Annotated in this window: 25 protein-coding genes; 7 read left to right on the top strand and 18 right to left on the bottom strand. The window is 35.5% G+C overall.

Going from position 1 to position 25,707, the window contains the following annotated elements; all coding sequences use genetic code 11:
* Positions 1-77: 77 nt before the first annotated feature.
* From CQ046_RS23675 to CQ046_RS17925, 3 genes are all read right to left on the bottom strand, one after another.
* Complete coding sequence (locus CQ046_RS23675) at positions 78-251, bottom strand: hypothetical protein (protein ID WP_165790548.1); 174 nt, start codon at positions 249-251, stop codon at positions 78-80.
* A gap of 118 nt (positions 252-369) precedes the next feature.
* Positions 370-1,104 carry a YggS family pyridoxal phosphate-dependent enzyme gene (locus CQ046_RS17930; RefSeq protein ID WP_105703594.1) on the bottom strand — a complete coding sequence of 245 codons (735 nt, stop codon included), beginning with the start codon at positions 1,102-1,104 and terminating at the stop codon, positions 370-372.
* Positions 1,101-1,820, bottom strand: a complete 720-nt coding sequence (locus tag CQ046_RS17925) for an AAA family ATPase (protein ID WP_105703593.1) — start codon at positions 1,818-1,820, stop codon at positions 1,101-1,103. Before CQ046_RS17925 ends, CQ046_RS17930 begins: the two co-directional genes overlap by 4 nt.
* 1,151 nt (positions 1,821-2,971) lie before the next feature.
* On the opposite strand from CQ046_RS17925, the gene CQ046_RS17915 reads away from it, so the two are divergent.
* Positions 2,972-3,307, top strand: a complete 336-nt coding sequence (locus CQ046_RS17915) for a DMT family transporter (protein ID WP_105703591.1) — start codon at positions 2,972-2,974, stop codon at positions 3,305-3,307.
* Here CQ046_RS17915 and CQ046_RS17910 read toward each other — a convergent pair.
* The 3 genes from CQ046_RS17910 to CQ046_RS17900 all read right to left on the bottom strand — a co-directional run bounded on the left by CQ046_RS17910 (position 3,304) and on the right by CQ046_RS17900 (position 5,608).
* The gene (locus tag CQ046_RS17910) at positions 3,304-3,960 is read right to left on the bottom strand and encodes a glycosyltransferase family 32 protein (protein ID WP_105703590.1); all 657 of its coding nucleotides are present in this window, start codon (positions 3,958-3,960) and stop codon (positions 3,304-3,306) included. The two genes, CQ046_RS17915 and CQ046_RS17910, sit on opposite strands and share 4 nt — an antisense overlap.
* 240 nt (positions 3,961-4,200) lie before the next feature.
* The gene (locus tag CQ046_RS17905; protein WP_105703589.1) at positions 4,201-5,172 is read right to left on the bottom strand and encodes a hypothetical protein; all 972 of its coding nucleotides are present in this window, start codon (positions 5,170-5,172) and stop codon (positions 4,201-4,203) included.
* 7 nt (positions 5,173-5,179) lie between these two features.
* Positions 5,180-5,608: a hypothetical protein gene (locus CQ046_RS17900; RefSeq protein ID WP_105703588.1), complete on the bottom strand. Its 429-nt coding sequence runs from the start codon at positions 5,606-5,608 to the stop codon at positions 5,180-5,182.
* A 192-nt stretch (positions 5,609-5,800) separates the two neighbouring features.
* Between CQ046_RS17900 and CQ046_RS17895 the strand changes: the two genes are divergently transcribed.
* Together CQ046_RS17895 and CQ046_RS17890 are read left to right on the top strand one after the other, a co-directional pair.
* The gene (locus CQ046_RS17895) at positions 5,801-6,877 is read left to right on the top strand and encodes a sensor histidine kinase (protein ID WP_105703587.1); all 1,077 of its coding nucleotides are present in this window, start codon (positions 5,801-5,803) and stop codon (positions 6,875-6,877) included.
* Entirely contained in the window at positions 6,877-7,599 is a 723-nt protein-coding gene (locus tag CQ046_RS17890; protein WP_105703586.1) for a LytR/AlgR family response regulator transcription factor, read from the top strand. Before CQ046_RS17895 ends, CQ046_RS17890 begins: the two co-directional genes overlap by 1 nt.
* Before the next feature lie 163 nt (positions 7,600-7,762).
* Here CQ046_RS17890 and CQ046_RS17885 read toward each other — a convergent pair whose 3' ends face one another.
* Positions 7,763-8,392, bottom strand: a complete 630-nt coding sequence (locus CQ046_RS17885) for a class I SAM-dependent methyltransferase (RefSeq protein ID WP_105703585.1) — start codon at positions 8,390-8,392, stop codon at positions 7,763-7,765.
* Positions 8,393-8,594: 202 nt separating this feature from the next.
* Here CQ046_RS17885 and CQ046_RS17880 point away from each other — a divergent pair, with 202 nt between their 5' ends.
* Entirely contained in the window at positions 8,595-9,950 is a 1,356-nt protein-coding gene (locus CQ046_RS17880) for a deoxyguanosinetriphosphate triphosphohydrolase (protein ID WP_105703615.1), read from the top strand.
* A 7-nt stretch (positions 9,951-9,957) separates the two neighbouring features.
* Here CQ046_RS17880 and CQ046_RS17875 read toward each other — a convergent pair whose 3' ends face one another.
* The 6 genes from CQ046_RS17875 to CQ046_RS17850 form a co-directional block, all read right to left on the bottom strand.
* The gene (locus CQ046_RS17875; RefSeq protein WP_105703584.1) at positions 9,958-11,028 is read right to left on the bottom strand and encodes an NAD(P)H-dependent flavin oxidoreductase; all 1,071 of its coding nucleotides are present in this window, start codon (positions 11,026-11,028) and stop codon (positions 9,958-9,960) included.
* 30 nt (positions 11,029-11,058) lie between these two features.
* Positions 11,059-11,511 (bottom strand): nuclear transport factor 2 family protein, encoded by a 453-nt coding sequence (locus CQ046_RS17870; RefSeq protein ID WP_105703583.1) that lies wholly within the window; start codon positions 11,509-11,511, stop codon positions 11,059-11,061.
* Positions 11,508-12,242: an SDR family NAD(P)-dependent oxidoreductase gene (locus tag CQ046_RS17865; protein WP_105703582.1), complete on the bottom strand. Its 735-nt coding sequence runs from the start codon at positions 12,240-12,242 to the stop codon at positions 11,508-11,510. Before CQ046_RS17865 ends, CQ046_RS17870 begins: the two co-directional genes overlap by 4 nt.
* Before the next feature lie 7 nt (positions 12,243-12,249).
* Positions 12,250-12,468 carry a tautomerase family protein gene (locus tag CQ046_RS17860; protein WP_047377560.1) on the bottom strand — a complete coding sequence of 73 codons (219 nt, stop codon included), beginning with the start codon at positions 12,466-12,468 and terminating at the stop codon, positions 12,250-12,252.
* A 27-nt stretch (positions 12,469-12,495) separates the two neighbouring features.
* Positions 12,496-13,029 carry a YceI family protein gene (locus tag CQ046_RS17855; protein ID WP_105703581.1) on the bottom strand — a complete coding sequence of 178 codons (534 nt, stop codon included), beginning with the start codon at positions 13,027-13,029 and terminating at the stop codon, positions 12,496-12,498.
* 97 nt (positions 13,030-13,126) lie between these two features.
* Complete coding sequence (locus CQ046_RS17850; RefSeq protein ID WP_105703580.1) at positions 13,127-13,699, bottom strand: Crp/Fnr family transcriptional regulator; 573 nt, start codon at positions 13,697-13,699, stop codon at positions 13,127-13,129.
* Between the two features lie 198 nt (positions 13,700-13,897).
* Between CQ046_RS17850 and CQ046_RS17845 the strand changes: the two genes are divergently transcribed.
* Entirely contained in the window at positions 13,898-14,836 is a 939-nt protein-coding gene (locus CQ046_RS17845; RefSeq protein WP_105703579.1) for an SPFH domain-containing protein, read from the top strand.
* A 62-nt stretch (positions 14,837-14,898) separates the two neighbouring features.
* Here CQ046_RS17845 and CQ046_RS23935 read toward each other — a convergent pair whose 3' ends face one another.
* A complete protein-coding gene (locus CQ046_RS23935) occupies positions 14,899-15,513 on the bottom strand; it encodes a DUF4377 domain-containing protein (protein WP_228406989.1) in 615 nt (204 codons plus the stop codon).
* 149 nt (positions 15,514-15,662) lie between these two features.
* Between CQ046_RS23935 and CQ046_RS17830 the strand changes: the two genes are divergently transcribed.
* Together CQ046_RS17830 and CQ046_RS17825 are read left to right on the top strand one after the other, a co-directional pair.
* A complete protein-coding gene (locus tag CQ046_RS17830; RefSeq protein ID WP_105703578.1) occupies positions 15,663-17,684 on the top strand; it encodes a hypothetical protein in 2,022 nt (673 codons plus the stop codon).
* Between the two features lie 125 nt (positions 17,685-17,809).
* A complete protein-coding gene (locus tag CQ046_RS17825; protein ID WP_105703577.1) occupies positions 17,810-18,256 on the top strand; it encodes a hypothetical protein in 447 nt (148 codons plus the stop codon).
* 402 nt (positions 18,257-18,658) lie between these two features.
* On the opposite strand, the gene CQ046_RS17820 is transcribed toward CQ046_RS17825, so the two are convergent.
* From CQ046_RS17820 to CQ046_RS17805, 4 genes are all read right to left on the bottom strand, one after another.
* Positions 18,659-18,997: a DUF962 domain-containing protein gene (locus CQ046_RS17820; RefSeq protein ID WP_105703576.1), complete on the bottom strand. Its 339-nt coding sequence runs from the start codon at positions 18,995-18,997 to the stop codon at positions 18,659-18,661.
* 158 nt (positions 18,998-19,155) lie between these two features.
* On the bottom strand, positions 19,156-20,838 hold the full coding sequence (locus CQ046_RS17815) for an APC family permease (RefSeq protein WP_105703575.1): 1,683 nt from the start codon (positions 20,836-20,838) through the stop codon (positions 19,156-19,158).
* Positions 20,839-20,942: 104 nt separating this feature from the next.
* Positions 20,943-23,195 (bottom strand): CocE/NonD family hydrolase, encoded by a 2,253-nt coding sequence (locus CQ046_RS17810; protein WP_105703574.1) that lies wholly within the window; start codon positions 23,193-23,195, stop codon positions 20,943-20,945.
* A gap of 182 nt (positions 23,196-23,377) precedes the next feature.
* Positions 23,378-25,618, bottom strand: coding sequence for a CocE/NonD family hydrolase (locus CQ046_RS17805; protein ID WP_105703573.1), 2,241 nt, complete (start codon positions 25,616-25,618; stop codon positions 23,378-23,380).
* Between the last annotated feature and the right edge of the window lie 89 nt (positions 25,619-25,707).

Genomic DNA, 25,707 nt, shown 5'->3' with positions numbered 1-25,707 from the left:
ATCAATTAATACATGTTTTTAAAACAAAACCACCTCCCAAAAATTGAGAGGTGCCTTAGTATTTAAATTCTGGTTTGTTATCTTCTTTTAACGGTATAAGCCAGTAAAATTGCCAAGCCCATTGTAACGCAGGTTATAATTGAAATGGTTTCAATTGAAATTCCACTTTTTATCTGTGGGTTTTCTTTTTCACATGAAAAAAAGAATAATAATGTCATTAATAGACATGCCGATAGTAATTTTTTATTCATAAATGCATTTGTTTGGTTATGAAATGTTTATATCAAAAAGTATACCGAATTTGTAGACTATGAAAGTGTTGTAATAAATCTTAATTTAATTTTCGTTTGTGATTTTTTGATAGATAATTTAAGCCTTTTCTTCATCCCAATAATAGCTGTCCGGGTAGATTCTCGCTCCAAAAACAGCGGTTCCCACCCGAACAATTGTAGCACCTTCTTCAATGGCTGTTTCCAAATCTCCGCTCATGCCCATGGAAAGCTCTTTCATTTTTACGGTGGGAATATTTTCTTGGATAATGTCTTGCTGAAGTTTTTTCAGGATTTTAAAACATGCTCTTACTTTCTCGGTTTCGGCACTGAATAAACCAATCGTCATTAAGCCTTTTATCCTCAAAGTAGAGTAGTGGGAAACCTTTTTGATAAGTTCGATTGCTTCATTGGGATCAACTCCAAATTTACTCTCTTCATTGGACGTATTCACTTGAATTAAAACATCTATCGTTCTGTTTTCGGTTGAAAGCTTTTGATGAAGTTTTTCAGCCAGCTCCGGACGATCAAGAGACTGAATGCATGAAACATCATATTTCAGAATATCTTTGATTTTATTGGTCTGGAGATGTCCTATAAAATGGTTTTCATGAGGAATATCCTTGAGATCCTCATATTTTTCCTTCAATTCCTGTACCTTGTTTTCAGCAATTAAGGTCTGGCCATATTCCAGCGCGATTTTGATACGATTTGAAGAAACGGTTTTGGTTGCCAGTAATAATCTAACTTCATCAGTTCTCCTTCCTGATTTTTCACAGGCATTTTTTATCCGTTCGTGGATGATAGTGAGATTGTGGAGGATATCTTCTTTCATGATGGAATGATTTCCTTGGCTTCCAGTTTGTTAATTAAAGCAGCTTTCACAGCCGTTAAAGCATAATCCTTAGCTTCGGCAAAAGAAATAGAATATTTTCTTTCAACCGTTCTCATCTCTTCAGGAAACTTTGCCAGCAATTGATCGTAAAACGTATCCAGAATTTCAGCAGAAGGCATTTCGTAATTAATTTTCAACTGGAAACGTCTTAAAAGGGCTGTGTCAATTATCTCAGGATGATTCGTAGCACAAAGCAAAAGTGCGTGTTCAGGATAATAATCAATCAGTTGAATCAGAGTATTCACCAGTCTTCTCATTTCACCCACATCCTTATCATCACTGCCTCTTGCTTTTCCAATCTGATCCAATTCATCAAGAAAAAGGACAGATCTTTCACGTCCTGCTTTATCAAAGATCATTTTGATGTTTTGAGATGTTTCGCCAATTCGTGATGAAACAATATTGCTCAGATCCAGGATCATAATGTTTTTTCCTAAAGCGTTAGCAATAGCCTTTGCGGTCATTGTTTTCCCACATCCTGAACTTCCCTGGACCAGAATTTTATTATTAACCGGAAGACCGTATTCCTGCAGTTCTTTGATGTAGTTATGTTCCTTGATCAGCTGTACAAGCTGATCCCTGTTGTTTGTATTGAGAAATACCTCGTTAAGGCTTACCTGTTCTTTATCCTGAATAATGAGGTTGTACAGATTCATAATGACGTTTAAAAGGATTATTGAATAAGCAAAGATAAAGCTTTATTGAATGCTGGAAGAAATCCTGAATAATAATAAACATCTGGTCCAGCGGAAAGTGAATGATAAATGATGAATGATTGGGGAAAATCAGTATTAAAAACAATCTGTGAAAATCAGCGAGATCTGTGGGAAAAAGTTCAATAAAAAAAGAAAAGCCAGACTTGCGACCGGCTTTTCTCATTTGGATATTAAAATTTGTTATGAAACTAAGATCTTTCTGCTTATGTTTTTGGGCCCTTTTACCCGATGGTAAAAGAGCAATCTGATCTCTCAGACTAAAAACATAAAACAATATAATTAGTATAGATATTCTATAGGCTTATTTATTTTAAAATTAGTTTCTTTCTCTTCTTACTGTCATTAAATAAGAAGCAATTACTACTAAACCTGTTGCGATACCGATATAAGTTACCATTTTATATTATTTTTAATTATTTGACTTTTTTTTATCAATCTTTCAATTGCAATATTACTACTTTCAAATCACGTGCCAAAGTAAATAGTTATGATGTATATCAGTGTATTACAGTGGTTGTTGTTCATTTATTGGTGAAATTTTGTTTACATTAAATTAATGCATTATTGAAAATTTATTAATACTTTTATTATTCTCTCTGTAAAATTTTATTAAAACGGTAACTGTTTCCTGACTTCTATATTGGAGTTGATAAAACAAATAATAAATAATGCTTAGCATAATATTGCCGTAAAGTGTATTTTGTGAACTTTAATTTTCACCTGAAATGGATTTTTTATGTTAAGAAAACTTATTTTTCATCCTGATTTTTACCTTGAAATTTTTATCAGGTGTCACATTTCATGACATGGTGAAATGGTAATTTTATGCCATGACAGATAAATAAGTTGATACAATGACCTGTTTTTTTAGCATATTTGAATGATCAATGTAATTGAAAATAAGGTACTTAAATTGTGTTAAGTGCCTGTGTAGTAGATAGCCGTATTAATGGATGTTAAAAAGCCGCTTTTCATAAAGTATTAGAAAGGAGAGAAACAGCTGCATTCTTGGGAATAAAGAGATGATCATATTTGTGTCCTTTTTGGAATTACCGATGTGCTTTCGTTACTTTTGTATAAAGAATGAATTTATGGGACGCAGTTATATTTTTCTTGCTTTGGCGATTATATTTGAGATCATCGCTACTACTTTCCTGAAGAAATCTGAGGAATTCTCCAAACTGTGGCCATCTGTAGTAACCGCCATCGGATATGCCTGTGCTTTCTATTTTTTGAGCCTTACGCTTCGGCATATCCCGGTAGGGATTACCTATGCCATTTGGTCCGGAGTAGGAATTGTCTTTATAACGGTGATAGGAGTATTAGCATTCAAGCAGGTTCCGGACCTGCCTGCCATTATTGGTATTGCTTTGATTATAATCGGAGTGATTATTATTAATGTATTTTCAAAAATGGGTACTCACTAGAAAATAATCTCATGGCGCTTTTCCATCTGTTTCCAATGTTGTGCCCTTGTTTTGTATAAAAAAAACTTTCCCAGTTTATATTTGAACTTTAAATATCCGCGGAATTCAATGCCGCTAAATAATGTAAAAGGAATTGTCGGATTTTCCTCTAATGATTCCCTTATTCCATTGCTGAATACAGTAGGACCTGTAGTAGCATGGATATTATGTGGATATCGGTGACTGTTTATATTATCTATCATCAGTTCTAATGTTTTCTTCAGAAAAGGATGATTTTTATTGAATATAAGCGCCCATTGAACATACAGATTTTCGTGTCTTTCTACACTGATTACAGCTTCATCATTATCCTTAATCAATTCTCTGAACGGTTTGATAATACTGCTGTCGACATCCAGATATACACCTCCTTTCTTATATAAGACAGCATATCTGAAAAAATCAGCTTTTGAAGCACCAATTTTCAGTTTACGATACGTTTCAATATATTGGGGTGGAAATTCTTCTGTGAGAAACTTTTCTATATCCTGATCATCATAAAAGTAATACTTGTATTCCGGATTCTTTCTTTTCATATTCCAGATATGATAACGCGTAATCAGAGGAAGTTTTTTTGTTATAAAAGTCTGAAATATCTGTTTAGGTACTGCCATATTCAATTTTATTCAATTCTTAAAGGGAAATCCCGAAATCATTTTCATAAACCATTCGCATAAGTGGTAATAAGATTTTTATGAATGAGAATACTCTTAATTTGTGTTTTCTGAAGTTTTGATTATATTTTGGATGAATGGTTAAATCCCGATAGGTAGAAATTTTAATTTTTTTTTAATATTTTTTTTCAGGTCCTGATAATGAGTTAGAAAACTTTAAAATTGAATGACCGATTGATCTTATTTTACTCTTCGTCTTTCAAAAGGGTTATAGGAAATACCAACATTGAAATAGAATGAAGGTTTATAAGTTCCTTTCCATATATAATCATTAAAGGATTCCTGCTTGTTAAAAGCCCTGGAATTAATATTAGCTCTGAGCCCTGTTTTAAAAGTTCCGATGAAATTTCCTCCAAGATTGTGCTCATAAATAGCCCCGGAATTGAGAGCAACCTGCCGGAATTCATAGGTGTTATTATTTCGGTAGGTATAAAAAGAAATATTATCCATCTCCGTTCCCAAAGATATCCTTCCGTTTGCAGCAATATCTTTTCTTACCAGTACTTTTTTCGGAAGCAGGATATCCAGTACCCATCCGTTATTGAACCTGTTTTCATACGTGAAGACAGGCAGCACAGGAATCTGGGTACTTGGGTCAATAATACCTGCCAGCCCGAGGCTCATTTTTGTTTTTGGAGTTGCTTTTAAAATCAATGAAGCCGTAACCAATCCTCTGATACGTTCAAAACGCTGATCACTTCCATCCGTAGAAATGCTTGCAGAGTAAATAGCAGTCTTTTTAAACAATCTTGAAAAATAACTCAGATTGATGGCTTCCGAATGATAATGGAAGGTTTCTTCACCTTCCGTTCCGGGGATGACTGAATTTTCGTTTCTGATGGAAGTGTAGCGGTAGCTCAGGGCTGTACTCAAAAGCCAGCTTCTGTTCTTGATAAAGTAAATATTGGCATCCGCTTTCACTTGCTGAAAACTTTTCACCTTGTTATCCGGCAGATCCTTCCCCTGAAGTTGTGAAGAGAAAGAGGATGGAGTAACGAATGTGTATTCAAGATTGAAATTTCGCGCCTGTGGAATTTTATCAGCAAAAAAAGCGCGGACTTTCAACGGAATACTATCTTTTTTCTGGGCATAAATCATGTTTTTAAAAGGGAGGATTGCCAGTGGTACAAGCATTCTTCTCAATGTTTTCATGGGCAGTTTATTTTAATGGTTGAATTACAGATTGGAAAAAACTGAATGTAAAAATCCTGTCATAGAAGATGTCCAGACTGTTTTCAGTAATAGCATCCGTATAGAAGGAAGTATCCGATACAAAGGTTTCCTCTACAAAAACAAACCAGAGTTCTGAAAGGCCGTATCTTCTTCTAAACTCCTCAGAAGCATTGCTGTCAGGTACAGGAGAATGCTTAAGATCACAAAACAGAATTCCTTTTTTATCTCCGTTCTGTTCTACAATATTAATAGGATGATGGAGGTAGCTGAGGATTTTCATTTTCGGATCAAAACATTCTACGAAATGATGTAAATCAATGAGCTGTATTACTTTTTCTTCCTGTTGAGATTCAGTCATAAAAAAGCATTCTAGTGATATTTCCTGAGTCAGTTCGTGAAAAGAGGTTAATTCCATATGGATTCATTTTACAGTACAAAGGAATAGAGAAAAGCAGCGCGTGAATTTGTTTTTATACGAAACGGCTGGTATTTTATACAAAATCAGGGAAGCTGATAATTGGTATAAAAAAATGCAGGTTTTGTATAATAAAATAGTTATAATTTACGTTATTGTCTATTTTTGTTAATCATAAAATGAGTCTATCGTATGAAATACAGCCCGTGGAAATTTGAAGAAACCTTTGTAATGGATTTTTTGGTGGAAGCGAAGTATGGATTCCGAAGACATCTACTGTTTCTGATCTTCTTTTTCGTCTTAATCTACAGTGCGAGGTTCTGGCATTGGTATGCAGGGATCTATCAGTACTATGTTTTATTCTTTGTGTATGCGGTTCTGATTACTATGGTTTACATTAATATATATGTATTGGTTCCGCGGTTTTTCTTTAAAACAAAATATGTCACCTATCTTGCTTTGCTTGTTCTGATGGGAATAATGGGGCTCAATTTTATCGGATATGGTTTTAAACTTTTCTTTGAAGAATTCAGAGTGAAAAATATTCTTAGGGAAAATGAAAAAGGAGGAATTTATGAAGGAGTTTTGATGTGTATTCCGATTATCATGACCACCACCACCATAAAACTGTTGCAGAAATGGATCAGTGATAATAAAAGGATCAATGAACTGAGCAATCTTACGATGAGTATGGAACTGAATGAACTTAGAAATCAGATTAACCCTCATTTTCTGTTCAATATGCTTAATAATGTCAAAGCATTGATAAGAACAGATCCGGCAAAAGCTTCGGTAGTGATTGTAAAGCTTTCCGAATTTCTCAGATACCAGCTCTATGAAAATAGTGAAGAAAAAACTTTACTGACCTCAGAAATTGATTTTCTTTCCAACTTTTTAAATCTTGAAAAAATAAGACGTGATAATTTTTCTTTTGATATTTATGCGGATGTTGATAGAAGAATAATTAACAGCACTTTTATTCCACCCAATCTGTTCACAACTTTTGTTGAAAATGCGGTAAAACACAGTGTAGATCTCAGTGGGGGAGAATCTTATGTAAAAATAGAAATTAATATTGAAAACAAACAGCTTTATTTCAGATGTGTGAATTCCAGAAGTGCTGACTATATTCTTTCAGATAAGAAAAATAGTGGATTGGGGCTTGCCAATATCACCAGAAGACTGGAACTTCTCTATAGTGATACTTTTGGCCTTCAGATAGAATCCGGTGATAAAGAATATAGTGTAAATTTAAAAATTCCCGTTTGATGAATTGTATTATAATAGATGATGAACCTTTGGCAAGATCCGAAATGAGGTCGCTGATCGCTGAAATCTCCAATATTGATATCCTTGGCGAATTTTCCAATGCTCCGTCTGCTCTTGAGTTTCTTAAGGATAATGATGTAGATCTTATTTTTCTGGATATAGAAATGCCAATGGTGACAGGTCTTGAGTTTGCAGAAATGCTCCCGAAAAAATCCCTGATCATTTTTACCACTGCCTATTCTCAATATGCATTGAAAAGTTATGAACTGGAAGCTGTTGATTATCTCCTGAAACCTATTGATCCCCAAAGACTGGAAAAAGCAATTGAAAAAGCAATACTTTACACCGAACTATTGTCTAAAGATACTGTGAAAAATACAGTAGAATCTAATACTGCAGACTTTTTATTCATCAAAGCAGAACGAAGATTTTATAAGATCAGTTTTTCGGATATTAAGTTTATAGAAGGGCTTAAAGACTATGTGGTGATTCATACAAAGCAGCAAAAGCTGATCACGGCAATGAATTTAAAAACCATTCATCAGAAAATATCCGGTGAAACCTTTATCAGAGTAAGTAAATCCTACGTGGTGAATATGAATTTTATAGATTCATTTGACAATCATAATATATACATCGAAGACTCCGAAATTCCTCTTGGAGAAGTATACAGAGCCGAGTTCTTTACAAAATTTGCCGGAGGACTTCTTAACTCAGATTGATTTATGAGTAATAGGTAATGAGTAATAATAAATATCACTCAAGCAATCAAAAAATCTGTGTAATCAGTGGGAGAGAAATACAATATTATGATTCAATAGAAACGAGCTTTAGCTCGTTTCTATTGAATCAAATCTTTCAATGGCTTTAGCCAAAAATTAAAAATTACACTAATTTTTGTCCTACAAAACGAATCACAGAACCCGTTCCGTTGTGGAATAATCCTTCATTCAGCTCAATTTCTGTTTCTTCTAATTCAATAATGTCATAATCCGGAAAATCAGCTTTGATTTCTTCAATAGAGAATAATGATTCAATATCTTTTGGACCACCCACTTTTTCGTTCTTTGCAATATATTCAAGATGATTCTTACTGAAAGCTTCGAAAATAATAAAACCTCCTTTACGAAGATATTGATTCAGCATCTGATGAATAGAAGATTTGATAGCGCCCGGAAAATGAGCATAGATAAGAGCAATAGCATCAAACTGCTCTTTCTGATAATTCAAAGTAGAAAGTTCTCCTACCTGATAATCAATGGTCGTTTGTTGTTGCTCAGCCAGCTGTGACGCTTTACTTCTTCCATTAGCACTGATATCGAAAGCGGAAACCTGCCATCCCTGTGTGGCTGCGAAAACGGCATTTCGGCCTTCTCCTTCTGCAGGAAAAAGTATTTTTCCGGGAGTTAATCGGGAGAGTTGTTCTCTCAGATAATTGTTGGGTTCTGTTCCATACGCAAACTCTTCGCTGCTGTACCTTTCGTCCCATCTGTTGAGCCATGTATTGTCTGTCATAGTTATAAAGAATTTAAAATTTGAAAGAAGAATCAAAAATATTCTTCAATTGTATTAGTTGTATCAAAAGTAGAATATTTACTCAAGTTTTCCGATCCCTAAAAAACGTTTATTATAATAGATTTTTTGAATGACAGATCTGTTTAATAAAAATCTAAATACTATTCCGTACAATTAAAATTTGGAGTAATTTTGAAAAATGATGAATTTAAACCAGATTTTCACCAATCAACGTACAGGAAACAATCCACAGACAAAGGCTTCACGAACTGATTTTCAAAGAGATTTCGACAGAATTATCTTCTCTTCGGCCTTCAGAAGACTGCAGAATAAGACGCAGGTTTTTCCTCTTCCCGGAAGTGTTTTTGTACACAACAGACTTACGCATTCTTTGGAGGTATCATCCGTAGGAAGAAGTTTAGGAAGTATTATCGGTGAATTTATTGCTGAAGATTTTAAAAATGAACTTACTGAAGATTCAAAGAATTTTTATCTCTATAATTTAGGAAATGTAATTGCTGCAGCATGTTTGTGTCATGATGTGGGAAATCCTGCATTCGGACATTCTGGTGAAGATGCCATTGCAAGCTATTTTGAAAGAAATGAAAAAGATCTGAAATCAAAATTCAATGAAAAAGAGTGGGCGGATCTGGTAAATTTTGAAGGAAATGCAAACGCCATCAGAGTATTGGCGCAGCAGCAACAAGGGAAAGATGCAGGAGGTATTCAACTGACGTTCTCCACATTGGCAAGTATTGCAAAATACCCGTGTGAAGCGGTGGCAAAGAAAAAAGGAATTATTCACAGAAAGAAATTCGGGTTTTTCCAGAACGAAAAAGATATATTCCTGGAAATTGCCAAAGGAACCCAACTTATTTCTGAAAGTGAAGAACCTCATATTTTCAAAAGACATCCTTTTGTATGGCTGGTGGAAGCGGCTGACGATATTTGCTACAATATTATTGATATGGAAGATGCCCACAGATTGGGTATTGTTTCCACAGCAGACTGTAAAAACTTATTTTTCGAGCTGGTAAAATCGGAAACAGATGATGTTCAGAGAATTGAAAAAAAGCTAAGCTCTATCTCCAATGAAAATGAACAGATTTCTTATTTGAGAGCAAAAGTAATCAATGCATTAATCAATAAATCAATTGCGATGTACAAGCATAACTTTGAGACGATTCTTGAAGGAAATCTTGGCAACGGTTTACTTGATATTTATAAAAAAGAAAATAAAGCATTACAGGATATTGAAAGTTTCTCAGTAGAAAAAATTTACAATCATAAAGCGGTTGTTGAAATTGAAAATGCCGGGTATAATGTAATGTATGAATTGCTGGATCATTTTATTCCTTCCATTCTGAAGCCTGATGGTCAAAGAAAATCCTATGATGAAAAAGCTTTGAAATTAATTCCAAAGCAATTTATTTATAAGGACGGAACTGATTATCAGAAAGTGCTGGGAGTCATTGATTTCGTTTCCGGAATGACTGATAATTATGCTACCGATTTGTATAGAAAAATTAAAGGAATAGACATCGGAATGACGGTGTAAATTCTATTTATTGTAATAATTCAGAAGCCTCTTCTATTAATGATTTCATTAAAGTGGAGGCTTTTTTATGCTTTAAAAGGGGTGCAATCTGACCAGACCAGAAGAATACCAAATCATACTTTTGCTGTTCCAAAGCAGCTTTTCTCAATGCTCCCATAAAATGAGTCTGCAAAGGAAACGGCAATGTTTTGTCCGTTGCAGCCAATATATCTCTTGTGATTTTTGTAGTAATTCCACGGCCTAATCTACCTGTATACGCTCTGGAAAGCGCAGTAGATGCTGCATCAGAAAATAAAAACGCTTTGTGTATTGGTAATGCTCCAGATTCTTCAGTGGCCAGAAATGCAGTTCCGATCTGTACGGCATCAGCACCCAGTTTGAAAGCCCCCGCAATTCCACGGCCGTTGGCAATTCCTCCGGCAGCTACTACAGGAATTTTTACCCTATCCTTAATTAATTGAATCAAAGCAAAAGTTCCAGTTGTAGAAAGTTCTGCCTGATCCAGAAATGAAGGTCTGTGGCCGCCACTTTCGAAGCCGGAAGCTACAATTACATCCACTCCTGTTTTTTCCAGAGCAACTGCCTCATCCAGCGTTGTGGCATTTCCCAATACAACAGTGCCCTGCCGATGAAGATCTTCGATGATATTTTCATCAAGCAATCCGAACATAAAGCTGAAAACTTTAGGCTTTATATCAAAAACCATATCCAGCTGATTTTGAAATCTGGATTTAAAAGAGAGTGGTGGCGTAGGAATATCCGTTTGCAAAAGTTCAAAATAAGGTTTAAAAGCTTCAACCGCCTTTTGATATTGTTCTTTTGTGTGTTCTTCGTCAATAATATCATGATCGTTTACCCAGAGATTAAGGTTATAAGGTTTGTCCGTTTGGGATTGTATGGCTGTGTGAATGTCATAGATCTCCTGTGGTAACAAAGTATACGCTCCAAAACCTCCCAATCCTCCAAGGTTACTTACCGTGGTTGTTAGTTCAACGGTAGAAAGACCTCCGCCAAAAGGGCCTTGCAGGATGGGATATTCAATCCCTGATAATTCCGTAATCCTATTTTTATTCCACATGACTGTACTGATTTGAGTTAAAAATTTGAATTAAGGTTGCACATTGGTCAATGTCTTGTTAATGATTAGCCATTTTCCATCGATGTGATTGAAAGTTATGAAATTATAATAATTAAAATCATACATTTTGACGTTTAATTTTGCGACAGCAATTGAATTAATGATGTCAATTGAAATAATTTCAGCTTTAAATTCCTTTCCTGATTTTTCAGGACTTACACGGTTTCTTACTCCTTCAATATATTGTTCTGAAGTTTTGAAATAAGAAACTCCGTTGACGTCTCCGAAAAGTAAAACGCCTTTATAAAAAGCTTTTGCAAGAAGTTCTGTATTTCCTTCATAAATTCCTTTGAAATAACAATTCTCTATGACATTTCTTATTTCAGTTTCTGAGGTCTGATTGGTTTTCATATCCTTTACATTTTGTGCATAGCCACTCAACGGAAAGCTGAACAGCCATGCTATAATTAATGATAGTTTCATGATAAGTGATGTCCGGCTCCCATGCCTCCGTCCACATTGATGATGGCTCCGGAAATTAATTTGTTCTTAGCAATTGCATGGATCATTTGGGCAACTTCTTCCGGTTCACCAATACGATTGATCAGATGAATTCCTGCATTATGATCAAGGTCTGCACCATGCATCGGCGTTCTGATTAAACCCGGAGCAACTGTATTGACTCTTATATTGTCTTTTCCAAATTCTGCAGCCAGCTGTAAAGTCAGCGCATGAATGGCTCCTTTGCTCGAAATAGGTGCTGTAGAAGGAGACTCTGCAATCGCATGATATACCAATGGTGTTCCTACATTGATCACTACACCATCTTTTTGTTTGATCATATGAGGAATGACAGCTTGCGTTGTGAAGAATGTTCCTTTTAAGTTTGTTGTTAAAAAACGATCCAGATAGTCTTCAGTAACGTCTAAAAATGGTTTGTTCTCGTAGATTCCGGCATTATTGATAAGGACATCAATTGATCCAAATCTTTCCAAAGCAGTTTGAGCCAGCGCTTCACCCGTTGCCTTGTCTGAAACATTTCCGGCAACCATCGCCAGATTTTCTCCAGCTCCCAATTCGTGATACACTTCCTCCAGTTTGGATGCTGTTTGTGAATTGATGATGACATGATCACCTCTGTCTAAGAAATAACGGGCAGTTTCCAATCCTATTCCTGAAGATGCTCCTGTTATGATTACGGTTTGCTTTTCCATTGCTGATTTATTTTTTTTCTGTTGAAAATCCCTGTTCTTTTAACACTGAAACCTGTTCTCCGGCATATCCCCAGTTATCATCTTCAATTTCGTTGATGACAATATGAGTTAAATGAGGATCTTTATTCAAAACTGAAGTTACAGCTTCACTGATTTTTCTGATTAATTGTTGTTTTGTTTCGCGGTTAAGATCTTCGCGAAGCACATCTACTTTGATGAATGGCATGATGGTAAATTTTTAAGGTTATTTGAATTAATAAGCTTCCGCAACAAGATGAATATTTAAATCAAAATTGTTGTAGATCAATGTATCACCAAGGTTGGTGAAGAAATTAGAAGACCTGAATTTGATATTGAACTTCGTTCTGTCAACTACGATTTTGGTTTTAAGAATAGCTGTATTGTCCGCTTTTACAATCTCAAGGCTGGTGTCGATAGGATGCGTAATTCCTTTTATGGTAAGATCTCCTTTTACATAATAAAGATTTTCATCACCGGGTTCTGCATGAGTGATCTCGAAATGAGCTTCGGGAAACTGTTCAGAATTAAAGAAATCATCAGAAGCCAGATGATGGGCAAATTGAGTATTCGTTTCTGTGTCATCAATATCAAGGATTTTGATACTTCGGGTATCTATTGTGAATTTTCCTGATAAAGATTTTTCCTCTCCTAATGTAAAGCTTCCTTCTTTTACACCAATAGTTCCATTGTGAGCGCCGGTTACTTTTCTTCCGATCCACTCGATGGTGCTATTTTCTTTATTGACTTTAAAATTTTTTGTGTCCATTTTTATTGGGTTTAAATATTGACACAAAGTTCAGCCGATCGGAAGAAAGACTTACGTGATGTACCTCACAAAATAGAAGGGATTTTAAAGAGGTAAATTATTGATGAAGTCTGCTCAACGTTTCTCTGGTCACTCCCAAATAAGAGGCAATCAGGTGTTTCGGAACCAGATTGTACAGCTGCGGGTACATGGATAGAAGTTCTTCATACCTGAATTTGGCATCATTATTCATAAAAGAAAGCAGACGTTTCTGCGCAGCAACGTATCCTTTGTTGGTTCTCCATCTGAAAAAATGTTCCACCTCATGAATTTCATTACATATCTTTTCCCTGTCTTCATTGGAAATAGACAGGATGGTGGCATTTGTAATACAGTCTACATTGATAGTAGCCCTTGTTTTGCTGTAAAGCGCATCAAAATCGGTCACCCACCACGTAGGCATCGCAAACTGGAGAATAAACATTTTCATACTGTCGTTAAGATAGAAAGCTTTCAGGCAACCCTCAATAACAAAATATTCATGGTTCACAAAATCACCTTCTGAGATCAGGCTTTGCCCTTTCTTTAAACTCATCAGATTAAAATGCCCAAAAACATAATCCAGCTGCTCTTCCGTAAGAGAAGTGAATTTGGAGATATGATCTTTTAATATTTCTTTAGAATCGGTCATGGTTTGTAATGAATATTCAAAAGTAAGAGTTTTTAAGAATAATTTTAATTTTAAAAAATAATTTAGCCGTTGCAGCACTGATTTTCTGTGGATTATATTTCCGGTTTTACATTTATTTTTCCTATATTTAAGCAAGCACGAACAACAATGTTTTTAACAAAACAGGATTTGTGACGACATATTAAAAAAATTAAAACTATGGGTATATATTTAGCGCCCGTTATTTTCTTCGGGCTTATTATTTTATTCGCTTCGTTTTTTGTGGTTAAGCAGGAAACAGCGGCTATTATTGAGCGCTTTGGGAAATTTCGGGCTGTAAAACATTCTGGTCTTCATCTTAAGTTGCCAATTATAGATCAGATTGCAAAAAGACTGAATTTGAGAATTCAGCAGCTGGATGTAATGATTGATACGAAAACATTGGACAACGTTTTCATCAAAATGAAAATTTCCGTTCAGTATCAGGTGATTAGAGAGCAGGTTGGAGATGCTTATTATCGTTTGGAAAATCCTGAAAATCAAATTACTTCATTTGTTTTTGATGTGGTAAGAGCAGAAGTTCCAAAGCTGAAGCTGGATGATGTATTTGTAAGAAAAGATGATGTGGCAATTGCTGTAAAAGGTGAGCTTCAGGAAGCTATGAATAGTTATGGTTATGATATTATCAAAGCTTTGGTAACAGATATTGATCCGGATGAGCAGGTAAAACATGCCATGAACAGAATTAATGCTGCAGAAAGAGAAAAAACTGCTGCAGAATATGAATCCGAAGCACAAAGAATCCGTATTGTAGCCGTTGCAAAAGCAGAAGCAGAATCTAAAAAATTGCAAGGACAGGGGATTGCAGATCAAAGAAGAGAAATTGCAAAAGGGCTTGAAGAATCTGTAAGAATGCTGAACAATGTGGATATCAATTCTCACGAAGCATCAGCACTTATTGTAGTGACCCAGCATTATGATACTTTACATTCGGTAGGAGCGAGCAGCAGAAGTAATCTTGTACTTCTTCCCAATTCGCCTACTGCTGCGAGCGGAATGTTGAATGATCTTGTAGTCGCGATGACAACAGCAAACACGGTAGGAGAGGCTACAAAAGGGAAATATCCTGATCCTCCTCAAAAAGAAGCTGGATTTTAAGAATTAAAAATTGGATTTAAATAAAATAAAAAGAGCTCCTGAAATTTCAGGAGCTCTTTTTATTATTTCTTCGTTTTAGAAACTTGTTCAATCAGTGTATATTTGATGGAAGAGGCATCAGCCGGTGGATTAGCGATTTTTTCTGTTTTTACTTTTAAAACATATTCGTAGCCCGGTTCATAGGTGAATCCTTCAATGCTGCTGTAGAAATTCGTCCATTCTGCAGAAACGCTTTCTTTTACCTGCATACATTTCATGCGGCCTGCTCCAGCAGAACAGTCTACAGTTTGTGGCCCTACGATAATTGTTTTTTCATTGGCTGCCAGTTCTTTCTTTTTTGTTTTAGAAACCTGTTTTACCAGTGTATATTTTATGGAAGAAGCATCAGCCGGAGGATTGGCAATTTTTTCTGTTTTTACCTTTAAAACATATTCATACCCCGGTTCATAAGTAAATCCTTCGATATTGCTGTAAAAATTCGTCCAGTTTCCGGAAACGTTTTCTTTTACCTGCAGACATTTCATAGGAGCTACTCCTGTACAATCTACTGTCTGTGGTCCTACGATGAATGTTTTTTCATCACCTGCGGATGCATTGGCTGTGGTTGTACATTGCGTCATTGCGAATAATGCTAATGCGAGTGCTGCCCCTTTTAGAATTGTTGCTATACTTTTCATAAAACTTGATTTTTTCCCATACCTCGCAATTACCATGCCGAAATTGGTCAGATGAATTTGTAGTACTTCTGCTATTGCTTTTTATTTTTTTAATCATTTAATTTGAATTTATTAAAAACCAACCACAAAACATAATTCTTATAATAAATATGGAAAATCAAATGCAAGTTGAAAATTACAGGATTCAAAAACCTGAAATGTGGGCAGGAAATATCGGAGATGAAGAAATAAAAAACCTGATCAAAGATTCCGAATTTGCCAAAAGACAAATAGATGAAGGCCGTGATTACTGCTACTTTTTAGACAAAAAATACTATACAAGCAACACCGAAAACAGTGAATATGTCTGCATGGCATATACGCTGAACGAACCCGGAAACCTGGAAAGAGCTTCTGTTTCTGATGTCATTGTAGAGGAAAATGAAGTCTATCAGATTCATAGGATCAGTGTTTTGAGAGATGGAGTGCTGATTGATAAAATTCCAGATACTAAGATTAAAGTTCTCGACAGCGAAAACCAAAGCAGCGGAGGTGTTTTGAGCAGCAATAAGAAAATCAATATTACGATTAAAGATCTCAGACTGTATGATGTTCTGATTTTGGAAGATTCAAGAATAAAAGAGTTTACAGACCGTGATTTTTTAAGAAAGGAATTCTCAAAATATGTTTGGGTAAGTCCGGATAATTATTGGGCTTATGGAAATTTTAAATTCACTTTTATCAATGAGCGAGACCAGACTATTGCTTACAAAAAGACGTTTTTCAGAGATGAACAGGGCAATGTTCTTGAGCCCGAAATTAATCATCTTAAAAAAGGAGAACAGTTCGTGATTGAAGAACAGAATTATATCAATCCTGTAGATTCCGGACGTGAAATTTTCCCTTATATAGATTTTGCTACAGAAAGTAACTGGAAAGACCTTTCCAATTACATCGTACCTCTCTATGATGAGATTTTCAATAAATCTTCTTTACAGGATTTCGCTCCGAATCTGATTGAAAAACTGGATGCTATTGCGGATCAGGATGAAAAACTTCAGTTTGCGATAGAATATGTTCAGAATCACATTTACTATATCTTCAATGCTGATGAAATGAACGGACATAAGCCGCAGGAACCGTCAGTAACCTATGAAAACAAGCAGGGAGACTGTAAGGCAAAATCAGTTTTATTAAAAGTAATCCTTGATTATATAGGAGTAGATGCTTCTGTAGTGCTGGTTAATTTTAATACAGATTATTATATTAAATACTATCTGCCCTCATTGCTGAATTTCAACCACGTTGTGGTAAAAGTAAATTATAAAGGGGGAGAATATTTCATTGATGCTACCATCCGTGATGAATTCGGGCTCATAGAAAATAGAGGATTTATCTATTTTATGCATTATCTGGAAGTGAAAAAAGACCAGGAACTTCAGGTAAGAAAATCTTATAAATACCCTTATTTCTGTATTGATGAGAAAGTAGACTTGAATGCTCAGGGCAATACAGGAAAGCTTATTTTGTCAACTACTTACAAAGGAAACAGGGCCAATGCTATGCGTAGGTATTTTAAAAGTACGAACAAAAGAGAAATCATAGACAGTTGGAATAGTTTCCTTTTCTATGCCCTTAATTATTCAGGTGACCGAAATGGAACGGATGTCCGAAACGTATTCAAAGATGCTGCAATTGATATAGTAAGCGATGATAAAAGATTAAACGAAGTGAAGATTCAATATACCGCTATTGTTGAGAATCCTTATTTTGTGGATCCACAGAAAAACCGTTTTCTGATGTACTTTGACCGAAATGTTATAAAGGCAAGTGCAAGAGATTTCATTCATAAAGACTTACCATTCTGGCATAATTTCGACAGTGAGAAATATGAAATTAACCTGCATACGGATCAGAAAATTGATACTGAAGAAAAATATACCATTCAGGAGAGCACCATAGCCAATCCATATTTTGACTATAAAAGCCGTAAAAAAATAAATAAAAATGGGGCAAGTGTGTCTATTGAATACAATCCTTTGGTGAATCTTGAAATTCCGCAAAGTGAGTTTGAACAGTTCAGAACAGATCATCATACCGTTGCAGACAGTAATTTCGGACTTGGAATTGATATCATTGAACCAGGATTGATGAATATGCTTAAATTCAGTTTTAAGAAAAAATTTAAATAGAACCTGGGTTTTAAATTTAAGGTTTAGAGTTTCGGCGGACGGCTTCGCCGCCCGCCGAAACTCTTTATTCTAATAATGATTCGTTTACCAACAGAAATAATGGTAAACTGTAAAATTTTTGATGTATGAATTATGTAACGGTAATCTATCTTCTGAATATTGTTTTGTATGCCATGTATTTCTTTGGAAAAACCGGCAGTGAGGTTGCAATGTCCAGCCTGGATTATATTGTTTCCGGAATATTATCCCTGTTTCTCATCTTTGCAGGCTATCTGAATGCAAAAAAAGGAATGATCTACAGAACGGTTCTATGGGTGTTTTTTGTGAATGTGTTTTTATTTGCTTGTTCCGGTTTGTTTGATCAGTTTGGAAGTGATTTCAATATCCTTTCTACAAACAATAGTGATAGCCTTCTTTTTTCATTGGCACTTATTATTTATAATGGATCCCTTTTTCCTTTAACGGTTATTCTTGACGGATCAGGCCTGGCATTGATAGTTCCAGTAATATTATCATTTATGCTACCTTCATTGGGATATCTGGGAGGGAAAAAACTTCATTCGGACAAGTAAAATCCCACTGGGTTATAGTCATTGCGAGCCGAAGGTGAAGCAATCTCAATCGAAAAGTAAAGGTTGGAAAACGTAAAGGCGCAAGTATGATTACAGGGAAAGCTTTTAAGACGCAAAAATTTTATCGGAGATAAAATTTCAACACTCCGTTTGTCATTCCGAGCAAAGCAAGGAATCTAAACTTTAAACTACAAGAAAAATAATAACATACAACTTGCCGAAAATCTCACATTGAGCGAAGTCGAAATGTTCTTGCGCCTTAAAATATACCCAATAAATGATGTTCTTACGCCTTTTTGATTATTCAACAAAAAGATGAAACGTTCATTTAGAGTATGTAAAGGCGTAAGTATTATTACAAGGAAAACTTTTTGAAAAAAAAAGTCGAGAAAAGTCCTAACACTATTCCTGTTTCTGAGGCTGATTATTAGATGTAAAGAATTTCTGTTTACCAATAAGCAATTCAAAAAACAGTCTGAAATCTGAAATCAGAGACCATAGAGGGTATTTAAAAGTAGCCGGTTTATTTCTCTCAATCACTGCATGACTGAACCAGGCAAATCCGTAGCCTACAATTGGAATATACCATAAAAATCTCTCTTTTCCGGAGCTGATGACATACCATATAACGAAAAATACGAGAAAAGTTCCGATAAAATGAAATATACGGGTTCCTGTTTTACTGTGTTCTGTAAGATAAAACTGATAAAACTCTTTGTATGTTTTGATTCTTTCGGCCATGGTGATCTAGTTTATTGATTTTATTGAAGTTAAAGCAATAATTCTGCCGATTTTTATGATTGGGCTAAAAAGCAAAAAGACAAAACAACAAATCAGTTTCTCCATCAGGTTTAACCTCTTTGCTATTTTGCCTTTCTGCAATTTTGTTTAGTGCTTATTTAGCTGTTCTTTAATTCTTTTCCCAACTTACTGTTTTTGTATCCGTAGCAGAAGTAAATTACCATTCCAATCAGGAACCACATTCCGAACCAGAACCAGTTCTCATGACTCATTCCTGTAAGAAGATATAAACATGAGCTTAATCCAACCAGTGGAATCAATGATAAGTTCTTTATAAAAGTGACTATACATAAGATCAGATTGATGATAATGTAGAAGAAAATAGAAGCTCTGAATTCTCCTTCTTTAGGATCTGACCAGTTCATCAGATTGTTAAAAAACTCTGGCTGCAATTTGTAGAAAACCAACAAACTGCCTATAAAAACCACAGGGAAAATGATTTTACCATTCACATAAGGAAGATGAAATCTGCCCTTAATCTTTTCTTTAGCCGGAAGCATAAGCACTCCGGCACATACCAATACAAAAGCAAAAATAGTTCCGATACTTGTAAAATCAAGGATAAATGTTTTATCTGTAAACAGAATAGGAATACCTACTACAATCCCTGTTACAATGGTTGCATAAGAAGGTGTTTTGTATTTAGGATGTACCTTTTGAAACCTTGCAGGCATCAGTCCGTCGCGGCTCATTGCATACCAGATTCTCGGTTGTCCCATCTGGAAAACCAATAGTACAGTAGTAATGGCAACGATTGCAACGAAGGAAACTACAAGCTCCATCCAGGCTACATTGGCATTCGTTTTTTCAAAAATGAATGAAAGAGGATCTCCCACACCATCGAATTTCTTGTAATCTACCATTCCTGTTAACACTAATGTCAAAGCGATATAGATCACAGTACACAATACAAGGGAAATGATCATTCCTTTTGGTAGGGTTTTCTGCGGATCTTTAGTCTCTTCAGAAAGTACACTTAAGGCATCAAATCCGATATAGGCAAAGAATACTCCGGATACGGCACTCATTACTCCAGCAAAACCATTTGGCATGAAGGATGGTGTTCCTGTTGTAGGACTTACGGGAGTCCAGTTTTCAGTATTGATATAAGCGAAACCAACCAGAATCACTAATAGAATTACTCCAAGCTTTAGGATAACCAGAGAGTTATTGAAATTTTTACTTTCTTTTACACCTACATAGCAAAGCCATGTAATCAAACCGTTGATAACCAGTGCCGGAATATCTACAATGAATTTCAAACTTCCGATTAACGGAGCTGTTTTCCAGGCATTTAATAATTCTTTATTTTCAGAACCATATTGAACGGCTTTTCTTGCTTCGGTATAGCTGCAGGTAAGATAATCAGGAATATGCATTCCGAGACGTCCTAAGAAGCTCGTGAAATAATCTGACCAGGAAAAGGCGACATAGATATTCCCGAAAGAATATTCCATGATCAGAGCCCAGCCGATTACCCATGCAATCAATTCTCCAAAACTGGCATAAGCATAGGTGTAGGCAGAACCTGCGGTAGGAATTCTGCTGGCAAATTCAGCATAGCATAAAGCGGTAAAACCACAGGCAAAACCGCAAATCAAATATAGAAGGATTACACCGGGACCACCTCTGAAAACGGCTTCTCCTAAACTGCTGAAACTTCCAGCTCCTATAATGGCCGCTATACCAAAAAATACAATGTCCCATACACCTAAGACTCTTAAAAGTCCCGTTGAAGTATCTGTATCTGAATAGATTTTTCTTCTAAAAAGTTGACTCATTCAATAACTATATTTGATTTGAAAAAAAGCAAATGTAATGATTTTTTATTTTGATGTTAACAGTTGTTAAGAACATTTGGGTAAAAATGCTCAAACAAAAGACTTTACTCCTTATAAACAGGGATTTCCACGTAGCTGTCGTTGTACCATTTTATCTCCAGAGGTTCGTTGGCATCCTTTATCGTTTCATCACTTACATCTTTCCCAGAACCATAATTGACCTGCCAGCTTTTACTATTATTAACTCCAACCAATAATACCAGTTTGCTTCCCTTTTCTATTTTTTTACTCATAAACAATGAATTTTTGATAGGGATCTGCTCCTTTTGCTCAGGCTTAAGAAGTTGGCGTTTGGAATTGTCTTTTGCAAAACTTGCCCTTGTAAGGTGTGTAGATAGTAAGAACGTTTTACCATCGGGCTGTACCTGATATAATGAAGTACGAGGATCAAAATCTTTCTTATTAATGGAAACGTTGAATACTCCGGATAAATTTCCGCTTAGTATAATATCTCTGTTCAAAACTTCACTTTCAAAATAAACGGAGTTGGTTACATATACACTATCCTGTTTGCTTACTTTATGATAAAGATACTTCGGATTTCTGTCTTTGAAGTCAATGGTCTGTTGAGTAAATTGCTCAGTTTTGGGTTTCTCAAAAACCGAAGAGCCGTTTTTACGATCCTGAAGATAAAATTTAAGTGTAGACGAGTGCATTTTATCAAGAGTAGGAACATGTTTCCATGTATTGCTGCTCATAATCTGGAAATTGACTTTATCCTTTAGAAGTTCCGGTTTTTTTCCATCTTTCAGAATATAATCGAACCATGAAAAAGCAAGTTCATCAATACTTATTCTGGCTACAGGATCTATGAGGGTGCTCCCAGTACCATAGACATAATTATATCCATAACTTTGAGCTCCTGCGTGATCATAAGGCCCTATTACCAAATAATGGTTAGGATTTTTGTTGTTTTGATGATGTTGTTTATAATAATACATTGCTCCGATCTGGTCTGCATCATAATAACCGGTAGTCGTTAAAACCGGAATGTTTATTTTAGCAAAATCCTTTTTATAAGGAACCATTTTCTGCCAGTATTGATCATAACCAGGGTGATCAAGCCATCTTTGGAAAATTTTATTAGGCTTTCCGCTAAGGGAATCCAGAGCTCTGAATGACCTGCCACTTTTATACCATGCAGTATTGATAGAATCCCATTTTGGATAATTGGTGAAGGTTGCTTCGTCGGTCAGCTTATTATTAGTAACATAGCGGATCCACTGCATCATATAGCTCATGAATACATTGTTTTGAGCAGGATAATCTATCCCTATTCCTACAGATACCTGAGGTACAATGGTCTTTAATGCCGGGTGTAGTTTTTTGACCGCTGCCCATTGGCTGAATCCTAGATAACTTCCGCCTATCATTCCTACTTTACCATTGCTCCACGGCTGTTTGCTTACCCAGTCTATGACTTCATAAAGATCTTGTGCTTCATCTTCAAATGGATTATTGGGGTCATTACTGTCTCTTTTTCCACGGGTGTTAACTACAGCTCCTACATAATTGTAGACGGCTGCTCTTTTCCCCATTCCTGCATCTACAAGCTCTCCGGCATAAATATTATTGGTAAGAATAACGGGCAGGGGAGATGTGTTTTCTTTTTTTCGTACAATAGTAATCGTAAGTTTTGTTCCGTTTTTTAAGGTAATGTTTTTAGTTTCGATGATGAATTTTTCCTGCTCTCTTACTTTGAAAAGCTGCATAACCTGAGGCTTGATACTGGAATAGGTCTTATAATTGACATAATTTTTGCATAAAGCCAAAGCGGAAGCATAATCTATAGTGTCCTTATCTTTTTGCTTGTCAAGTGCTGTTTTCAGAGATTTTTTATATTCCCTTACATCACCATCCAGAATGGTCCCTATTTTGGCAGTCAGTGGATCTGAGAAACTTTTATATTTTGTTGTAAATGCTGTTTGAAGGGCATTGGAAAAAGAAGTTTTTTTATCTTTTTCCGTCAGTTTGGCCATGCTGTAGATTTCGTAAGCAAGAGATTTGTTCCCTGCCATATTATGATCTGCATATTCTTTACGATAATCATTTAAGCTTGCAATAGAATTTTTGTAATCTTTTGCGGCGAGCTGTAAACGAAACAGGTTGTCTAAAAATGTGACGGTAGATTTCGGTTTGTTTTTAGGAGACTGATGTTCAGTAATCACCTTTAGAGCGAGTTCCGGAATTTGTTTTTCCAAAATTACAGAATCTGTTGTTGCTGTTTTCGGAAAGTAAAACTTCTGAGCCTGCATTAGATTAACAAAAACTAATGCTACGAGTATTTTAAATTTCATTAAGGGTGTGTTTTGAGCTGCTGATGAAAAAGTATCACATCAGAATGTGTTGTTGATCATTCATTACTCGGTTGGTTATTTTTAGCCGACTAAATTAAGAATTTTTATCATTAAAGAATGAAATAATCTCATTGCTGTTTTTATCGTGTGAAGCCTGCTGAAACTAGCTTAAACAGAAGGTTTTAGTCTTTGTAAACAGGAATTTCCACGTAGCTGTCATTATACCATTTTATTTCCAGAGGTTCCCCGGAATCCTTTATGGTTTCATCACTTACATCCTTACCAGAACCATAATTGATCTGCCAGTTAGGATTTTTATTAACCCCTACCAATAAAAGCAGTTTACTTCCCTTCTCTATTTTTTTACTCATAACATACGAATTGTTAATCGGAATTTGTTCCAGTTTATTAGGTTGGAGAAGCTGTCGTTTTTCATTGTTTTTCGCATAACTGGCTCTTACAATATGAGTAGATAGAAGAGAAGATTTTCCATCCGGTTGAATCTGGTACAAATAAGTATCTGTATCAAAATCCTTTTTATTAATGGAAACATTGAAAATCCCAGATAGATTTCCACTGATGATTATATCCTTGTCTAGCACCTCACTTTCAAAAGCAACAGAATTGGTCATTTTTATACTGTCTTTTTTGCTGACTTTGTAGTAAATATCTTTCTGATCTCTGTTTTTTAAATCTACGATTTGAGTTGTAAAATTTTTAGTTTGAGGTTGATTAAATACAGACGATGCGTTTTTCTTGTCCTGAAGGTAAAATTTCAGGGTAGAAGTATGCATTTTGTCAAGATCAGCTACATGTTTCCAGGTATTGGTGTTCATTACCTGAAAATTGATTCTGTCTTTTAAAATTTCCGGTTTTTTGCCTCCTTTAAGAATATAATCAAACCATGAGAAAGCAAGGTCATCAATACTTATTCTCGCCACAGGATCAATAGGATTTCCATTCACGTAAGTAAATCCGAAACTTTGTGCTCCTCCATGATTATAAGGGCCTATTACCAGATAATGGTTTGCATTTTTATTGTACAAATGATGTTGTTTAAAATAATACAGCGCACCAATCTGATCATCCTCATAATAACCTGTCGTTGTCAGGATAGGAATGTTGATTTTAGAAAAATCCTCTTTGTATGGGACCATTTTCTGCCAGTATTGATCATATCCCGGATGATCCAGCCATCGCTGGAATATTTTGCTAGGCTTCCCACTTATTGTATCCAACGATCTGAATGCCTTTCCACTTTTATACCATTTTGAGTAAATAGAATCCCATTTTACAGCATTGGCAAAATCTGCTTCATCAGTAAGCTTGTTATTGGTCACATACTGTATCCACTGCAGCATATAACTCATGAAGATGTTATTCTGAGCAGGATAATCAATCCCGATGCCTACTGCAACCTGAGGAACGATGGTTTTTAATGCCGGGTGCAGTTTTTTTACGGCTGCCCATTGGCTGAAACCTAGATAGCTTCCACCGATCATTCCCACTTTTCCATCACACCAAGGCTGTTTGCTTACCCAGTCGATTACTTCATAAATATCTTCCGATTCATGTTCAAAAGGATTATTTACATTGTTACTGTTTCTTTTGCCACGGGTATTAACAACAGCTCCTACATAATTATAAACAGCTGCTCTTTTTCCGAAGAATTCATCAAATGAACCTGCATAAATATTGCTGGTAAGAATAACAGGAAGTGGGGACGTATTCTCCTTTTTCCGAACAATAGTGATCGTTAAGGTAGCTCCGTTTTTTATGGTAAGATCTTTGGTTTCAATAATGAATCTTTCCTTGTCTTTTGAAGTCAGAAGCTGCATCACCTGAGGTTTTATACCGGAATAGGTTTTATAACTTAAATAGCTTTTGCATAGAGCAAGAGCTGTTCTGTAATCAATACTGTCTTTGTCTTTTTGTTTGTCAAGTATTTTTTTCAGCTGCTTTCTGGATTCTTTTACATCTCCATCCAGAGCTAGCCTAAGTCTGGGAATCAATTTTTCCGGAAGACTTTCATATTTTTGATTAAACACTTTCTGAAGTGCATTGGAAAATGAAGTGTTGCTTTCTTTTTGTACCATTTTCGAAAGGCTGTACAGTTCAAATCCAATATATCTGTACCCTCCCATGTTGTTATCAGCGAATAGATTACGATTTTCAGAAAGAGAAACCAGTGAATTTTTATAATCCTGAGCTACCATCTGCAAACGGAAAAGATTGTCCATAAGGTCAACTGTGTTTTCCGGTTTGTACTTTGCTGACTGAAGGTGAGGAATCACTTGCAGAGCAAGGTTAGGGATCTGTTTTTCCATTATAACAGAGTCAGTTACAGCTGTCTTTGGAAAGTAAAATTTTTGTGCCTGCAGGAGGTTTACAAAAATTAATGCTAAAAGAATCTTAAATTTCATGGAATGGTGTGTTTATGGTATGTTTTTAGCTGTTGTTGAAAAAGTATCCAATTTAAATACGTTTTTGATAACGGTTAATTAAAATTGTT

Origin of the sequence: Chryseobacterium sp. MYb7 (assembly GCF_002979455.1) — a bacterium.
Classification (GTDB): Bacteria; Bacteroidota; Bacteroidia; order Flavobacteriales; family Weeksellaceae; genus Chryseobacterium.
Note: the sequence above shows the minus strand (reverse complement) of the source record. Positions and strands in the feature narration are given on the sequence as shown.

Excerpts from the sequence above, each read along its gene's own strand:
- CQ046_RS23675 (WP_165790548.1), bottom strand. The coding sequence starts at position 251 with ATGAATAAAAAATTACTATCGGCATGTCTATTAATGACATTATTATTC.
- CQ046_RS17930 (WP_105703594.1), bottom strand. The coding sequence starts at position 1,104 with ATGAAAGAAGATATCCTCCACAATCTCACTATCATCCACGAACGGATA.
- CQ046_RS17925 (WP_105703593.1), bottom strand. The coding sequence starts at position 1,820 with ATGAATCTGTACAACCTCATTATTCAGGATAAAGAACAGGTAAGCCTT.
- CQ046_RS17915 (WP_105703591.1), top strand. The coding sequence starts at position 2,972 with ATGGGACGCAGTTATATTTTTCTTGCTTTGGCGATTATATTTGAGATC.
- CQ046_RS17910 (WP_105703590.1), bottom strand. The coding sequence starts at position 3,960 with ATGGCAGTACCTAAACAGATATTTCAGACTTTTATAACAAAAAAACTT.
- CQ046_RS17905 (WP_105703589.1), bottom strand. The coding sequence starts at position 5,172 with ATGAAAACATTGAGAAGAATGCTTGTACCACTGGCAATCCTCCCTTTT.
- CQ046_RS17900 (WP_105703588.1), bottom strand. The coding sequence starts at position 5,608 with ATGGAATTAACCTCTTTTCACGAACTGACTCAGGAAATATCACTAGAA.
- CQ046_RS17895 (WP_105703587.1), top strand. The coding sequence starts at position 5,801 with ATGAAATACAGCCCGTGGAAATTTGAAGAAACCTTTGTAATGGATTTT.
- CQ046_RS17890 (WP_105703586.1), top strand. The coding sequence starts at position 6,877 with ATGAATTGTATTATAATAGATGATGAACCTTTGGCAAGATCCGAAATG.
- CQ046_RS17885 (WP_105703585.1), bottom strand. The coding sequence starts at position 8,392 with ATGACAGACAATACATGGCTCAACAGATGGGACGAAAGGTACAGCAGC.
- CQ046_RS17880 (WP_105703615.1), top strand. The coding sequence starts at position 8,595 with ATGAATTTAAACCAGATTTTCACCAATCAACGTACAGGAAACAATCCA.
- CQ046_RS17875 (WP_105703584.1), bottom strand. The coding sequence starts at position 11,028 with ATGTGGAATAAAAATAGGATTACGGAATTATCAGGGATTGAATATCCC.
- CQ046_RS17870 (WP_105703583.1), bottom strand. The coding sequence starts at position 11,511 with ATGAAACTATCATTAATTATAGCATGGCTGTTCAGCTTTCCGTTGAGT.
- CQ046_RS17865 (WP_105703582.1), bottom strand. The coding sequence starts at position 12,242 with ATGGAAAAGCAAACCGTAATCATAACAGGAGCATCTTCAGGAATAGGA.
- CQ046_RS17860 (WP_047377560.1), bottom strand. The coding sequence starts at position 12,468 with ATGCCATTCATCAAAGTAGATGTGCTTCGCGAAGATCTTAACCGCGAA.
- CQ046_RS17855 (WP_105703581.1), bottom strand. The coding sequence starts at position 13,029 with ATGGACACAAAAAATTTTAAAGTCAATAAAGAAAATAGCACCATCGAG.
- CQ046_RS17850 (WP_105703580.1), bottom strand. The coding sequence starts at position 13,699 with ATGACCGATTCTAAAGAAATATTAAAAGATCATATCTCCAAATTCACT.
- CQ046_RS17845 (WP_105703579.1), top strand. The coding sequence starts at position 13,898 with ATGGGTATATATTTAGCGCCCGTTATTTTCTTCGGGCTTATTATTTTA.
- CQ046_RS23935 (WP_228406989.1), bottom strand. The coding sequence starts at position 15,513 with ATGAAAAGTATAGCAACAATTCTAAAAGGGGCAGCACTCGCATTAGCA.
- CQ046_RS17830 (WP_105703578.1), top strand. The coding sequence starts at position 15,663 with ATGGAAAATCAAATGCAAGTTGAAAATTACAGGATTCAAAAACCTGAA.
- CQ046_RS17825 (WP_105703577.1), top strand. The coding sequence starts at position 17,810 with ATGAATTATGTAACGGTAATCTATCTTCTGAATATTGTTTTGTATGCC.
- CQ046_RS17820 (WP_105703576.1), bottom strand. The coding sequence starts at position 18,997 with ATGGCCGAAAGAATCAAAACATACAAAGAGTTTTATCAGTTTTATCTT.
- CQ046_RS17815 (WP_105703575.1), bottom strand. The coding sequence starts at position 20,838 with ATGAGTCAACTTTTTAGAAGAAAAATCTATTCAGATACAGATACTTCA.
- CQ046_RS17810 (WP_105703574.1), bottom strand. The coding sequence starts at position 23,195 with ATGAAATTTAAAATACTCGTAGCATTAGTTTTTGTTAATCTAATGCAG.
- CQ046_RS17805 (WP_105703573.1), bottom strand. The coding sequence starts at position 25,618 with ATGAAATTTAAGATTCTTTTAGCATTAATTTTTGTAAACCTCCTGCAG.